5 protein-coding genes and 3 pseudogenes are annotated in these 14,357 nt (G+C 64.1%); 6 read left to right on the forward strand and 2 right to left on the reverse strand.

All coding sequences use genetic code 11. From position 1 onward, the window contains the following. Positions 1 to 3: 3 nt before the first annotated feature. Positions 4 to 123 (forward strand): annotated as a pseudogene (locus NLN62_RS51520) (ATP-binding protein); the annotation flags it as partial. Between the two features lie 198 nt (positions 124 to 321). Here NLN62_RS51520 and NLN62_RS51525 read toward each other — a convergent pair. Next, a complete protein-coding gene (locus NLN62_RS51525) occupies positions 322 to 804 on the reverse strand; it encodes an SOS response-associated peptidase family protein (protein ID WP_254114322.1) in 483 nt (160 codons plus the stop codon). 371 nt (positions 805 to 1,175) lie between these two features. Between NLN62_RS51525 and NLN62_RS53170 the strand changes: the two genes are divergently transcribed. Both NLN62_RS53170 and NLN62_RS51535 read left to right on the forward strand, forming a co-directional pair. After that, complete coding sequence (locus NLN62_RS53170) at positions 1,176 to 2,315, forward strand: YXWGXW repeat-containing protein (protein ID WP_305881692.1); 1,140 nt, start codon at positions 1,176 to 1,178, stop codon at positions 2,313 to 2,315. A 270-nt stretch (positions 2,316 to 2,585) separates the two neighbouring features. Then, positions 2,586 to 3,532 (forward strand): annotated as a pseudogene (locus NLN62_RS51535) (class I SAM-dependent methyltransferase). Between the two features lie 459 nt (positions 3,533 to 3,991). Here NLN62_RS51535 and NLN62_RS51540 read toward each other — a convergent pair. Beyond that, entirely contained in the window at positions 3,992 to 4,192 is a 201-nt protein-coding gene (locus NLN62_RS51540; protein WP_254114323.1) for a hypothetical protein, read from the reverse strand. Between the two features lie 71 nt (positions 4,193 to 4,263). Here NLN62_RS51540 and NLN62_RS51545 point away from each other — a divergent pair, with 71 nt between their 5' ends. From NLN62_RS51545 to NLN62_RS53875, 3 genes and pseudogenes are all read left to right on the forward strand, one after another. After that, positions 4,264 to 4,635: a hypothetical protein gene (locus NLN62_RS51545; protein ID WP_254114324.1), complete on the forward strand. Its 372-nt coding sequence runs from the start codon at positions 4,264 to 4,266 to the stop codon at positions 4,633 to 4,635. 336 nt (positions 4,636 to 4,971) lie between these two features. Beyond that, complete coding sequence (locus NLN62_RS51550) at positions 4,972 to 5,139, forward strand: hypothetical protein (RefSeq protein ID WP_254114325.1); 168 nt, start codon at positions 4,972 to 4,974, stop codon at positions 5,137 to 5,139. A gap of 1,001 nt (positions 5,140 to 6,140) precedes the next feature. After that, a pseudogene (locus NLN62_RS53875) lies at positions 6,141 to 14,357 on the forward strand (amino acid adenylation domain-containing protein); the annotation flags it as partial.

The raw sequence follows: 14,357 nt of genomic DNA on the forward strand, positions 1-14,357 counted from the left end.
GTCGTGTTCGGTGACCCCACCTACGCCGACGCCGTCCTCGACCGCCTGGTCCATAACGCCCACCGGATCGATCTCAACGGCGAGAGCATGCGGCGAACCCGCAAACCCGGCCGAAAAGCCTGAGCAAGTGGCGCTGTGGACATGCCGCTGCGCTTGGACAACGCAAAGGGCGTTGCCCACATGCCCACAGCAGAAACAGCAGACGAAGAAGACCTTCAAGCCGCGATTCAAGGTTGACCACGCGGCTTGCCCGATGCCAGAAAACAGACAGCCAGAACGCCTCGCGCCCCGGGCGACATCAAATCGGAATGGTGGGCGAGATCATCTCGGAATCCTGGGCGAGATCATATCGGTACACCCGGGCGAGATCATCGGAATCGGCAGTTCGCCATTCTTATGCACGATCATCTTACGCCTACGCTGTCGATCTCTCTGATAGAACTGTTTCATAAGCACGATGCATCGTCGTTTGCGATAAGCTTCGCGAAACATGCGCTGCTGAGGTAGAGTTTCCGCTGGGGCGTAGAGCGGCTGAAGTTCGGGACGGCAGTCAGCGTAGTGCGGGATCAATCCCCAGCGCATCGGTGTTTCTACTTGCGCGCCGGTATCCGGATGTAAACGCAATACCAGCGCCGTTGTTGTTCGACTCCCCGCTTTCGCCCCCGCAGGAACGTGGCTGTCCCGGTGATCTGGGTTCGTTGGGGCCCTGCGACTGATTCTCTTCGACCAACGGGTGCTGGGAATGCGCATCGTCATGACCTCTTCTTGCTTGTTTCCACAAGCCACGCCTTTGATGAGATTCATGTACTCCAATCACTTTGTAGTTTCAGAGCGATTTCATGGGCAAAGAATGTGGGTAATCGTAAGACGACCAAGACGGCCAGTGAGGACCTGCTCTGCTAGCGATGGCCTCGACAATTCCTGCGCGCAGTTTTGTCTCATGAAGTTCGTCTCGCTCGCCACATCGAGCACGAGGGCTGCAGCAACCGGAGAACATGACAATTATCCAACAGAGGCATTCAGACTGCATTCAGTGACATCGCTCATTTTCTGCCATGAAGAAAAGGACGATCTCAACCCGAAGCGTGGAACCAAAACGATCGTTCCTTCGTTAAGCGGCCTGTCCCCCTCGCTGCGCGTCTGCAGTTCTCTCCTCACAATATGGAAGCGTTCAGATGAAGCTCCTTCGATCGTCGGCTTTCGCCCTTATGCTGGGCGGAGCCTTCCCCGCCTACATGAATCGGCCGGCGCATGCCCAGGCCGTGATCGACATCAGCGTCGAGATTGCCCCGCCGCCGCTTCCCTATTACGAGCAGCCGGTCTGTCCGGCCGAGGGCTATATCTGGGTGCCCGGCTACTGGGCCTGGGATCCGAGCGAGCTCGACTATTACTGGGTGCCGGGCACCTGGGTCGAGCCGCCGCAGCGCGAGCTCCTGTGGACGCCCGCTTATTGGGGCTGGGTCGGTGGTCGCTATGCCTTCCACCCGGGCTACTGGGGACGGGAAGTCGGCTTCTATGGCGGCATCGACTATGGCTTCGGCTATACCGGCGAGGGCTATCTCGGCGGCCATTGGGACCATGGCGCCTTCTTCTACAACCGCGCGGTCAACAACATCACCAATGTCAGGATCACCAACGTCTACAATCAGACGGTGGTCGTGAACAACACGGTCAATCGCGTCAGCTTCAACGGCGGCAATGGCGGCACCACCGTGCGGCCGACGCCGCAGCAGGAAGCGTTCGCGCGTCAGCAGCACGTTGCGGCGACGCCAGCACAGGTCCAGCATGTCCAGACCGCGAGCAGGGACCGCGCGCTGTTTTCGAAGCAGAACCACGGTGAGCCCACGGTCGCCGCCACAGTGCGCCCCGGTGTCATGCAAGGCGAGGGCGTGACGCGCGCGAGCCGCACACCGGCTGCGCCTGCCGCCGCGCCGAACCGCGAGCCTGCCCGGCAAGAGGAAGCGCCGCGTCCGGGGCAGGTGCCGCCGCGCGCAACGGAGATGAGTAAAGAACCTCCGAAAATCGGGCCAAAAGCGCCCGCCGAAGTGCCGCGCCGTCCACCGCAGGAGGCGCCAAAGGCCGAGCAGGCGCGTCCCGTCGAGCCGTCCCACGAACTGCCGAAGGCAGCACCGAAGGTTGAGCCGAGGGTTGAGCCAAGAGTCGAACCAAGGGTCGAGGAGCGACGGCCGGCGCCGCCGCAAGCGGAACTGCCTCCCGCTCCCGCTGCGCACGAGCAGCCACCGCGCATGGCGCCCCCGCCGCCTCATCCGCCCGCGGCACAGCGCCCACCCCAACACGAGGAGGAGAAGAAGTAGCGCTCCGTTTGAGCATGATCCTGGAGCCCAGAGCGCGGCCTTCGTGGGCGTGGGCGGTCATTTCCATGGCGCCCACGCATAAGACGCTGGCCTTGCGAACATCGTGCTGGTGACGGGCGACGCCTATGTCGACCATCCGAGCGATAGGAGGCGAGATCCTCTGCTTCGCGAAGCAAGACGAAGTGCGATGGGGTTTATGCATCGGCCAATCTCTGCAATAAGGCACCGATGACTCGAAGGCAGCAGCCGTCGAGTGGCTTGTAAAGTGAAATGGGAGACATCGGGTTGCGAGCAGATTTTTCGCGCATCAATCAGTCTAAGGCCGTCTTCAATGACATTTATGCTTTGGATGATCCCAGGGCATATTTCTCTGTGCTGGGAGATTTGGATTATATGATCTCGGACGTGGCCGAGCCGGTGGTACGCCAAATTCTGGCAGCGAAAGCTTCGGCAACCGGCCTTAGGCCGACCGTGCTCGATGTTGGCTGTTCATACGGCATCAACGCCGCGGTGCATCGGTTTCCGCTGACCTTCGGCGGCTTGCGTCACCGCGACGCGAGATGAGGGCGATTAGTTCCGAGACACTGGTGCGTCTCGATCGCAGTTTCTATGCGTCTTGGCCGGATGTCGGCCTGGCGCGATTTATCAGTCTCGATATATCGGCGCCGGCGATCAGCTATGCAACGGGTGTTGGTCTTCTTGAGCAGGGCATTGTCGCCGATCTTGAACGTGAGTCGCTATCGGCGGACAGCGCGCGTGTTATCCGCTCCGCTGATGTCATCATGTCGACGGGTTGCATCGGCTACGTCACCGAAAAGACGTTCAGCAAAATCCTCGATGCAACAGGGAAGCGTCCATGGATCATCTCCTTCGTGCTGCGAATGTTCCCGTTCGATTCGTTGGCTGCGACGTTCGCGAAGCATGGCCTTGTGACGGAACGCCTGACCGGCGCGACATTTATTCAGCGTCGCTTTCGCGATGCGGAGGAGTTCGAAAGTAGTCTGGCCGCCTTGGCGGCTCTTGGCGTCGATGCGAATGGTCTTGAATCGGAGGGGCTGTTTCACGCCGATCTGATCTTGTCCCGTCCTGAAGCGGATGCGCACGTCGCCCCCTTGGAAGACATCGTCACCGTCGCCAGTGGCAGGGGGCGGCCGATCGGGCCCCGTTATGTTCATGTTGAAGGCAACGAGGGCTTGCAGGTCGCGTTGGAGCCGTGACGGGCCTGTTTTCCGAACACAGCCGTGGGTCTGAGCCAGAGAACCGGGCAACCGAGTGGATCATGCCCTGACTCCCTTCATGGTCCCTTTCTGTCAGGTCGGGCGTCTACAGGGAGGCCTTGCTCATGACAGCTTTGCCGATTTCGAGTCTATCTGCGTCCGTGCCGCACATCGAGATCGATGCTGTGTCGAGACGGGTCGAATCCGGTGCACGCCCCGCAATCCGAGCTACTTGCCGTTCGAACTCACCCTCGGCGATGAGGCGAGCATCATCGGCCGTGGTGAGGAAAGTCGCGTGCCTCTAGCTGTCATGATGCCAGGGGGGCCAGTCGGCGTCGTATGTCGGCGGGCTTTCCTCTTGCGCCCAGGGCAAGCCGCGTCCTCTATGATAACGCTCGAGCTGCTCCTCGGTCCAAGAACTAACGTCGCCGTACCAGTTGTGGGCGTCTGCCCGGCTTTTCATTTTAGAATGTCCTTGGTTCCGAGAACGTCCGGATTGTCCAGAAATCCGCCAGGCGTCCGTTCGTCAAGATTATTGATCGCGTCCTTCATAGCCTTGAGGAGCGCCTTTAGCTCTGGCGGCAGAGGCTCAGGACCGGGAAACTTGATGAATTGATCATATACCGCGTTCAGTTCGTCGATCGGATTCTTTTCTGGCATCACACATCTCCTGTGATCATAGGCATACCAGATTCGTGAGTGATTAAGTCCCCGCCGGAGACTAGCAAGGGATGAATATGCCGACAAAGCCAACGCGGGAAAGCATAGAGGCCGAGCTGAACGCCAGCGAGGGCGAGCGCTTCAGCAGGGAGGCTAAGGACATTTTGCGCGGCATTGATGAGCTCGAAGCTAGGCTCCAGGAGACGGAGCAAGAGCGCGGGCTGCCTAGCGCGAAGCCGATCCTGGAGCGACTGGCCAATCTCGAAATGGACCCGAATGGTATCGATCGCGTCGGGGAGCTGATCGACGCCTTGTTTAACATCGCTGAGGGGAAGCAGGACGAGCTTCCCGAGCATATTCGACAGGAGCTCGCGGAGACCGCGGACGCCGAGATCTCGGCGCTCGACCAGCTTCAAGACGTCCTCGACGCGCAGCGGCGCTGATACTCATGGCAGAGGCTCGCGATCGGGAAGAGACACGTCGATCTGTCGAATCTTGGCGATTTCAGAGGCCTGCTCTTTCACGCCGAAGGCTTTTCCATCGGATAGACCAATCTGCGTCTCTTGCCCGACTGAAGCAGCCGGGTTGCTTGATCCAAGTTAATTCGGCTGCAGAAACGATAAGCTGATGACGCCCCACGGCGCGCGCAGGCTGAAGGTCCCGGCCCCCAATCGAAACCGCGCGATCGCCTGAGGGGCGCCGCGGTGCTTTGTCATTGTCCTCAATCCTGCCTTGTTCCACACTCATCTACGATTGCGATTCTCTTCGGAGGCAACCAGATGATCACGAGAGTGGTGGTTGGGTCGCAGTGGTGCGGACCGACTTGCGAATGGCTTGTCGATTACGATCTCAACGGCAAGAGCAGTCGCCTGTCGATTGTGGCCCATGACGCTATCGAGGCAAAGCAGATCGCCAGTGCGGCGCTGGGAATCGCGTTTGGGATGTGAGTGGCCTCGACCGCCGGTGCGGTAACGGAGCCAGCGGGAGGCACGCCCATGCGGCGCGCCGTAGCGGTAGGCGGCTGTACGTGCGGTGCTTGGCCATGGGCTTTCGTCCTTCGAAAACCCGGCATACCGGTCAAACCTTAAGTTTGACCATGTCCGGCCCGAGGGGCCCACTCCACCACGTTTCACTAGCTTCCTGTGGTGTTGCAGCGCGCACTGGTCTTTGCCAGCGGTCGCCGTTCTGTCGTCGCTTTCTTGCACAACCTATCCGTTACTCATCTATTTTCTTTTCTGGCCGTTCCGCACGCAAACTCCCTAGAAAATGGAAAGAAATGCACCTCGCCACCACAGCCTATGATGGGGCGGTGTCCTGTCTCCAGAATCGCATGACAATGATCCGCTCATCGGGGGGCATGAAGTCCCTTGGTACATCATCCTTGAGACATTCAACTTCAGCGTGAGGGGTGATCGTCGCGTTGACGGTCCGTGTTGTTGTGTTGAGCTGTGTCCGGCTCAAGACGTGAATGTCCCTTGCCCGACGTAAGACGGCAGTATTCCGCCAGCGCGGCGAGAAGTGCATCGTTTTTTGGAGGAGTTCGCAGAACGTCTTTGGCACGCCGATTGCCTAAGACGCGGGGATCCGTCACGACCATGACGGTCTCTAGCCCCCGGCCAAGAGTTCAGATGAAATTTGTTCGATTGATCCAAATCAGCGTCATGCTGATGCTGCCGCGCCCGTCGTGCTCCCGGCTGTCGCGAGGTCGCTCAAATCCTTGATCGCGCTTCCTCTCCTTCCGTGTTCAGACGCGGTGGCCAAACGCTCAGGCGCGTCACAGGGGACCAGATAGATCGCCAATTGTTGCAGATCCTATGAGTCCTGAGCGGATTTTGTGGAGATAGCCGGTCAGTCGCGGAACAGTTGAAAGCAGTGGTTTGCCACGCAAGTGGCATACGTGGAGGTTTCGTCCATGGGGGCGGACTACGAACATCGCGATACATGTGTCGAGATCGAGACCGAGCTGGCAACGCTCTGGGCGGAGCTTCTGGGGCTAGAGCGGGTCGGGCGGCACGACCACTTCTTCGAACTGGGCGGCGACTCGCTGCTGGCGGTGCAACTGATGGAGCGGCTGCGGCGGCTGTCGCTTGGGGTCGAGGTGCGCACCCTGTTCGCCAAGCCGGTGCTGGCGGATCTGGCGGCGAGCCTTGGCAGCCATCAGGAGGTGGCGGTCCCGGCCAACCTGATCAGCGAGCAGAGTACGGCGATCACGCCAGAGATGCTGCCGCTGATCGAGCTTACGCAGGGCGAGATCGACCGGATCGTCGCCACGGTGCCGGGTGGGGCCGGCAACATCCAGGACATTTATGGCTTGTCGCCGCTGCAGGACGGCATCCTGTTCCATCATCTGTTGGCCGGCCAGGGCGATCCGTACCTGCTGGTCAGTCAGATGGCGTTCGCCGACCGTGGGCTATTGGAGCGCTATCTTGGTGCGGTTCAGCGGGTGGTGGACCGGCACGATATCCTGAGGACGTCGTTTGTCTGGGAAGGCCTGTCGCGCCCGGCCCAGGTGGTGTGGCGCAATGCGCCACTGGGGGTGAGCGAGGTCGCGCTGGCTGGCTGTGATGGTCCCGGCCCCGATGAGCTCCGGCTGAGGTTTGATCCGCGCCGGCAGCGTATCGAGCTTGGCCGGGCGCCGCTGTTGCGGTTTGTGATCGCGCGCGAGGCGGGCGGCGCGCGCTGGCTGCTGCTGCAGCTGCAGCACCATTTGATCGGGGATCACACGACGCTGGAGGTGATGCATGCCGAGGTCCGGGCCGTGCTGGAGGGACGAGAGCATGAGCTGAGCGCACCACAGCCGTTCCGCAACCTGGTGGCGGCGGCACGGCTGGGCGTTGATGCAAAGGCGCACGAAGAGTTCTTCCGGACGATGCTGGCCGACATCGACGAGCCGAGCACGCCGTTTGGCTTGCGCGAGGTCCACGGCGACGGCAGCGGGGCCCGTGAGGCGCAGCGGATGCTGCCGCAGGCGCTCAACGCGCGGCTGCGGGTGCAGGCACGGCGGCTTGGGGTGAGCCTGGCGAGCCTGTGCCATCTGGCCTGGGGCCAGGTGGTGGCGCGCAGCAGCGGCCGCGAGCAGGTGGTGTTCGGCACGGTGCTGTTCGGCCGCATGCATGGCGGCGCCGGTGGCGACCGCACCATGGGGCTGTTCATCAACACCCTGCCGCTGCGGCTTGACCTGGACGGAAGCGGGGTCGAGGCGAGCGTGCGGACCACGCACGCCCGGCTTTCCGAGCTGCTGGCGCATGAACATGCCTCGCTGGCCTTGGCGCAACGCTGCAGCGGCGTTGCGGCGCCGGCGCCGCTGTTCAGTTCGCTGTTGAACTACCGCCACAACATGCCGGCGGCAATGCTCCGGCGCCGGCGCCGACGATGGGCTATCCGGCGTGGAATGGCTGGGCGGGGAGGAGCGCACCAACTATCCGCTGACCTTGTCGGTGGAGGACTTTGGCGAGGCGCTCGGGGTGACGGCGCAGGTGGCGGAAGGCGTCTCAGCGGATCGGGTCTGCGGCTACATGCAGCGGACGCTCGAGCAGCTGGCGGAGGCGCTGGAGCGGGCGCCGAACACGCCGGTGCGCGAGCTGGACATCCTGCCGGCCGCTGAGCGGGCGTATCTGCTGGAGGAGCTGAACCGGACGGCGGCGGCGTATCCGTCGGACAAGTGCATCCACGAGCTGTTCGAGGCGCAGGTAGCCAGGGCGCCGGAGGCGGTGGCGGTGGTCTGTGCGGAGGAGCGCGTGAGCTATGGCGAGCTCAATGCGCGGGCCAACCGTCTGGCGCATCATCTGACCGGGCTCGGGGTGAGGCCGGATCAGCCGGTGGCGATCTGCCTTGCGCGCAGCGTGGCGATGGTGGTGGGGCTTTTGGCGATCCTGAAGGCGGGCGGGGCGTATCTGCCGCTGGACCCGGCCTATCCGTCGGCGCGGCTGCGCCAGGTGCTCGACGACGCGGCGCCGCCGCTGGTGCTGGCCGATGCGGCCGGCCGTGCCGCGCTGGGCTGCGAGGCGCTGCTCGATAGGACGGTGGTGGACCTCGACACGGCAACGCCGGCCTGGGCGAACCTGCCGGCCTCCGATCCGGACCCGCGCGCGCTCGGCCTGAGCTCACGCCACCTCGCCTATGTGATCTACACCTCGGGATCATCAGGCACCCCCAAGGGCGTCGAAATGCCCCATGGGTCGCTTATGAATTTGCTTTGGTCCTCGCCGGAGCTTGGTGCACCAAAACGACGTACACTTCAGTTTACGACTTTGAACTTCGACGTCTCGTTCCAGGAATTGTTCAGTTGCTGGAGGGACGGCGGGCTACTCGTGCTCGTGCGGGAAGAGACCCGTGCCGACTTCTCCGAGTTGCCGGACTTTGTGTGGAGAGAAGGGATCGAGCGGCTTTTCCTCCCATTCGTAGCCTTGAATCATTTTGCGGAAGTCGGGTGCGCTCGAGGGCGCTGCTGCCCTCTTTGAAGGAAGTCTATACAGCGGGTGAGCAATTGCGAGCCACCCCGAGCTCAGGTCGTTCTTCGAAAATCACCCGAGGGCGAGATTGATAAATCAGTATGGGCCCACGGAAACCCACGCAATCACGGAGCACCGTCTCGCGGCTGATCCATCATGCTGGCCGCAATTGCCTCCCATTGGGCGTCCGATCGCGAACACGCAGGTGTATCTTCTGGACGGTCATGGCGCGCCTGTTCCGTTCGGGGCGGTGGGAGAGCTTTACATCGGCGGGGCCGGCGTTGCGCGCGGCTATCTGAACCGGCCGGAGCTGACGGCGGAGCGGTTCATCGCCAGCCCCTTTGTGGCAGGCGACCGGCTGTACAAGACCGGGGATCTGGCGCGCTATCTGCCGGACGGCAATCTGGAGTTCTTGGGCCGCAACGACGAGCAGGTGAAGATCCGCGGCTTCCGGATCGAGCCGGGTGAGATCGCGGCGCGGCTTTGCGAGCATGCCTTGGTGCGCGAGGCGGTGGTGGTGGCGCGCGAGGACCGCAGCGGCGATAAACACCTTGTCGGCTATGTGGTGTGTGCGCCTGAAGCAGCTTCGAACGGGCCGGATGGCGGCGCGCTGGCCGGCGCGTTGCGCGCGCATGTGAGTGCGCACCTGCCGGACTACATGGTGCCGAGTGCGTTTGTGCGGGTTGCGGCACTGCCCTTGACGCCGAACGGCAAGCTGGACCGCCAGGCGCTGCCGGCACCGGAGGATGAGGCGTATGCGCGGCGGAGCTACGAGCCGCCGCAAGGCGAGATCGAGACCGCGCTGGCAACGCTCTGGGCGGAGCTTCTGGGGCTAGAGCGGGTCGGGCGGCACGACCACTTCTTCGAACTGGGCGGCCACTCGCTGCTGGCGGTGCGGCTGTTGAGCCGGCTGTCGCAGGCGCTGGGTGTAGAGCTGCCGCTGAGGACGTTGTTTGCCAAACCGGTGCTAGCCGATCTGGCGGTGAGCATCGTGGAGGAGTTGAGCCGCTCCGGTCCGCAACACCTGCCGGCGATGGTCGGCGGGTCGCGCGAAGCGCCCCTGGTGCTGTCGTTTGCGCAGCAGCGGCTGTGGTTTTTGGCGCAGCTGGATGAGACCAGCACGACCTATCACATGCCGTTGGCGTGGCGGCTGCGCGGCGTGCTCGACCGCAGCGCCTGGCAGCGCAGCCTTGACCGTGTGTTGGCGCGTCATGAGGCGCTGCGCAGCATCTTTGTCGCCTCGGAGGGCAAGCCCTCGGTTGAGGTTCTGCCGCCGGATGCGGGGCTGCCGGTCATAGAGCACGATCTGCAGGGTATGCCGGATGCAGACGAGGCGCTTTTGGATTTGTGCCAGGAAGAGGCGCGCACGCCGTTCGCTCTGGCGCGCGGCCCGCTGATCCGCGGCCGGCTGATCCGGCTGTCGGACGAGGAGCACGTCTTCCTGCTGACCCAGCATCACATTGTCTCGGATGGCTGGTCGCTGGGCGTGTTGGCGCGTGAACTCAGTCAGCTGTACCGGGCGTTTGAGGCCGGACAAGACGATCCGCTGCCGCCGCTTGCGATCCAGTATCCGGACTATGCCGCCTGGCAGCGGCAGTGGCTCTCGGGCGAGCGGCTCTCGAACCAGGCGCAGTATTGGCGCAACACCCTGTCTGGCGCGCCGGCGCGCCTGGCGTTGCCAACGGACCGGCCGCGGCCGGCGCAACAGTCCTTTGCCGGAGCCAGTGTGCCTGTCGTGATCGATGCAGATCTGACGCGGGGCTTGAGGCGGCTGAGCCGGCAGCATGGCACGACCTTGTTCACGACGGTGTTGGCGGCGTGGGCGGCGGTGCTGTCGCGTCTATCGGGGCAGGACGACATCGTGATCGGGGTGCCGACTGCCAATCGCGGTCGCCGTGAGATCGAAGAGCTGATTGGCTTCTTCGTCAACACCCTGGCACTTCGCCTCGACCTGTCGGGCGAGCCGAGCGTGGCGGAGCTGTTGGAGCGGACGCGGCGCACGGCCTTGGCGGCGCAGGAGCATCAGGACCTGCCGTTTGAGCAGGTGGTGGAGATTGTGCAGCCGCCCCGGCGTCTTGATCACACGCCGGTGTTCCAGGTGATGCTGGCCTGGGGAACAACGCCGGTGGATCCTTCGATCTTCCCGGGCTGATGGTGGAGATGGTGGGGAATGGGTACGATCAGGTCAAGTTTGATCTGGAGCTGAACTTAAGCGAGCATGGCGAGGTCATCGCCGGAATGCTGGGCTATGCGACCGCGCTGTTCGATCAAGCGAGCATTGCGCGGCAGTGCGGTTATCTGCTGGCGCTGCTGCGGGCGATGGTTGCCGATGCAGAGCAGCCGGTGAGCCGGATTGGGCTGCTGCCGGCCGCTGAGCGGGCGTATCTGCTGGAGGAGCTGAACCGGACGGCGGCGGCGTATCCGTCGGACAAGTGCATCCACGAGCTGTTCGAGGCGCAGGTAGCCAGGGCGCCGGAGGCGGTGGCGGTGGTCTGTGCAGAGGAGCGCGTGAGCTATGGCGAGCTCAATGCGCGGGCCAACCGTCTGGCGCATCATCTGACCGGGCTCGGGGTGAGGCCGGATCAGCCGGTGGCGATCTGCCTTGCGCGCAGTCCGGCGATGGTGGTGGGGCTTTTGGCGATCCTGAAGGCGGGGGCGCGTATCTGCCGCTGGATCCGGCCTATCCGTCGGCGCGGCTGCGCCAGGTGCTCGACGACGCGGCGCCGCCGCTGGTGCTGGCCGATGCGGCCGGCCGTGCCGCGCTGGGCTGCGAGGCGCTGCTCGATAGGACGGTGGTGGACCTCGACACGGCAACGCCGGCCTGGGCGAACCTGCCGGCCTCCGATCCGGACCCGCGCGCGCTCGGCCTGAGCTCACGCCACCTCGCCTATGTGATCTACACCTCGGGATCATCAGGCACCCCCAAGGGCGTCATGGTCGAGCATGCGAGCACCGTGAACCTGCTGCAGTGGAGCAGTGCCGTGTTTGCGGAATCAGAGATCAGCCGCATGCTGTTCTCCACCTCGATCAGTTTTGACCTGTCGGTCTATGAGTGCTTCGTTCCGCTGTCGCAAGGCGGCACCCTGTATGTTGTCGACAATGCGCTGGCGCTGGCGCAAACGTCATTGGATGTCACGCTGATCAACACAGTGCCTTCGGCGCTCGCCGCTCTGCTCGACAAGAACGCAGTGCCGGCTTCGGCAAGCATCATCAATCTGGCGGGTGAGCGGCTGAAGGCAGGTCTGATCGAGAAGATCTTCGAGAGCAGTCGGATCGAGAAGCTTTGTAATCTGTACGCACCTTCCGAGACAACGACGTACTCGACCTGGATTTGCATGCCGAGGGGAGAGGCTGTCGTTGAGACGATTGGCCGTCCAATCGCGAACACGCAGGTGTATCTTCTGGACGGTCATGGCGCGCCTGTTCCGTTCGGGGCGGTGGGAGAGCTTTACATCGGCGGGGCCGGCGTTGCGCGCGGCTATCTGAACCGGCCGGAGCTGACGGCGGAGCGGTTCATCGCCAGCCCCTTTGTGGCAGGCGACCGGCTGTACAAGACCGGGGATCTGGCGCGCTATCTGCCGGACGGCAATCTGGAGTTCTTGGGCCGCAACGACGAGCAGGTGAAGATCCGCGGCTTCCGGATCGAGCCGGGTGAGATCGCGGCGCGGCTTTGCGAGCATGCCTTGGTGCGCGAGGCGGTGGTGGTGGCGCGCGAGGACCGCAGCGGCGATAAACACCTTGTCGGCTATGTGGTGTGTGCGCCTGAAGCAGCTTCGAACGGGCCGGATGGCGGCGCGCTGGCCGGCGCGTTGCGCGCGCATGTGAGTGCGCACCTGCCGGACTACATGGTGCCGAGTGCGTTTGTGCGGGTTGCGGCACTGCCCTTGACGCCGAACGGCAAGCTGGACCGCCAGGCGCTGCCGGCACCGGAGGATGAGGCGTATGCGCGGCGGAGCTACGAGCCGCCGCAAGGCGAGATCGAGACCGCGCTGGCAACGCTCTGGGCGGAGCTTCTGGGGCTAGAGCGGGTCGGTCGGCACGACCACTTCTTCGAACTGGGCGGCCACTCGCTGCTGGCGGTGCAACTGATGGAGCGGCTGCGGCGGCTGTCGCTTGGGGTCGAGGTGCGCACCCTGTTCGCCAAGCCGGTGCTGGCGGATCTGGCGGCGAGCCTTGGCAGCCATCAGGAGGTGGCGGTCCCGGCCAACCTGATCAGCGAGCAGAGTACGGCGATCACGCCAGAGATGCTGCCGCTGATCGAGCTTACGCAGGGCGAGATCGACCGGATCGTCGCCACGGTGCCGGGTGGGGCCGGCAACATCCAGGACATTTATGGCTTGTCGCCGCTGCAGGACGGCATCCTGTTCCATCATCTGTTGGCCGGCCAGGGCGATCCGTACCTGCTGGTCAGTCAGATGGCGTTCGCCGACCGTGGGCTATTGGAGCGCTATCTTGGTGCGGTTCAGCGGGTGGTGGACCGGCACGATATCCTGAGGACGTCGTTTGTCTGGGAAGGCCTGTCGCGCCCGGCCCAGGTGGTGTGGCGCAATGCGCCACTGGGGGTGAGTGAGGTCGCGCTGGCTGGCTGTGATGGTCCCGGCCCCGATGAGCTCCGGCTGAGGTTTGATCCGCGCCGGCAGCGTATCGAGCTTGGCCGGGCGCCGCTGTTGCGGTTTGTGATCGCGCGCGAGGCGGGCGGCGCGCGCTGGCTGCTGCTGCAGCTGCAGCACCATTTGATCGGGGATCACACGACGCTGGAGGTGATGCATGCCGAGGTCCGGGCCGTGCTGGAGGGACGAGAGCATGAGCTGAGCGCACCACAGCCGTTCCGCAACCTGGTGGCGGCGGCACGGCTGGGCGTTGATGCAAAGGCGCACGAAGAGTTCTTCCGGACGATGCTGGCCGACATCGACGAGCCGAGCACGCCGTTTGGCTTGCGCGAGGTCCACGGCGACGGCAGCGGGGCCCGTGAGGCGCAGCGGATGCTGCCGCAGGCGCTCAACGCGCGGCTGCGGGTGCAGGCACGGCGGCTTGGGGTGAGCCTGGCGAGCCTGTGCCATCTGGCCTGGGGCCAGGTGGTGGCGCGCAGCAGCGGCCGCGAGCAGGTGGTGTTCGGCACGGTGCTGTTCGGCCGCATGCATGGCGGCGCCGGTGGCGACCGCACCATGGGGCTGTTCATCAACACCCTGCCGCTGCGGCTTGACCTGGACGGAAGCGGGGTCGAGGCGAGCGTGCGGACCACGCACGCCCGGCTTTCCGAGCTGCTGGCGCATGAACATGCCTCGCTGGCCTTGGCGCAACGCTGCAGCGGCGTTGCGGCGCCGGCGCCGCTGTTCAGTTCGCTGTTGAACTACCGCCACAACATGCCGGCGGCAATCTCCGGCGCCGGAGCGGACGATGGGCTATCCGGCGTGGAATGGCTGGGCGGGGAGGAGCGCACCAACTATCCGCTGACCTTGTCGGTGGAGGACTTTGGCGAGGCGCTCGGGCTGACGGCGCAGGTGGCGGAAGGCGTCTCAGCGGATCGGGTCTGCGGCTACATGCAGCGGACGCTCGAGCAGCTGGCGGAGGCGCTGGAGCGGGCGCCGAACACGCCGGTGCGGGAGCTGGACATCCTGCCGGCCGCTGAGCGGGCGTATCTGCTGGAGGAGCTGAACCGGACGGCGGCGGCGTATCCGTCGGAGGCGTGCATCCACGAGCTGTTCGAGGCGCAG

This window comes from Bradyrhizobium sp. CCGUVB23 (assembly GCF_024199885.1).
Lineage (GTDB): Bacteria > Pseudomonadota > Alphaproteobacteria > Rhizobiales > Xanthobacteraceae > Bradyrhizobium.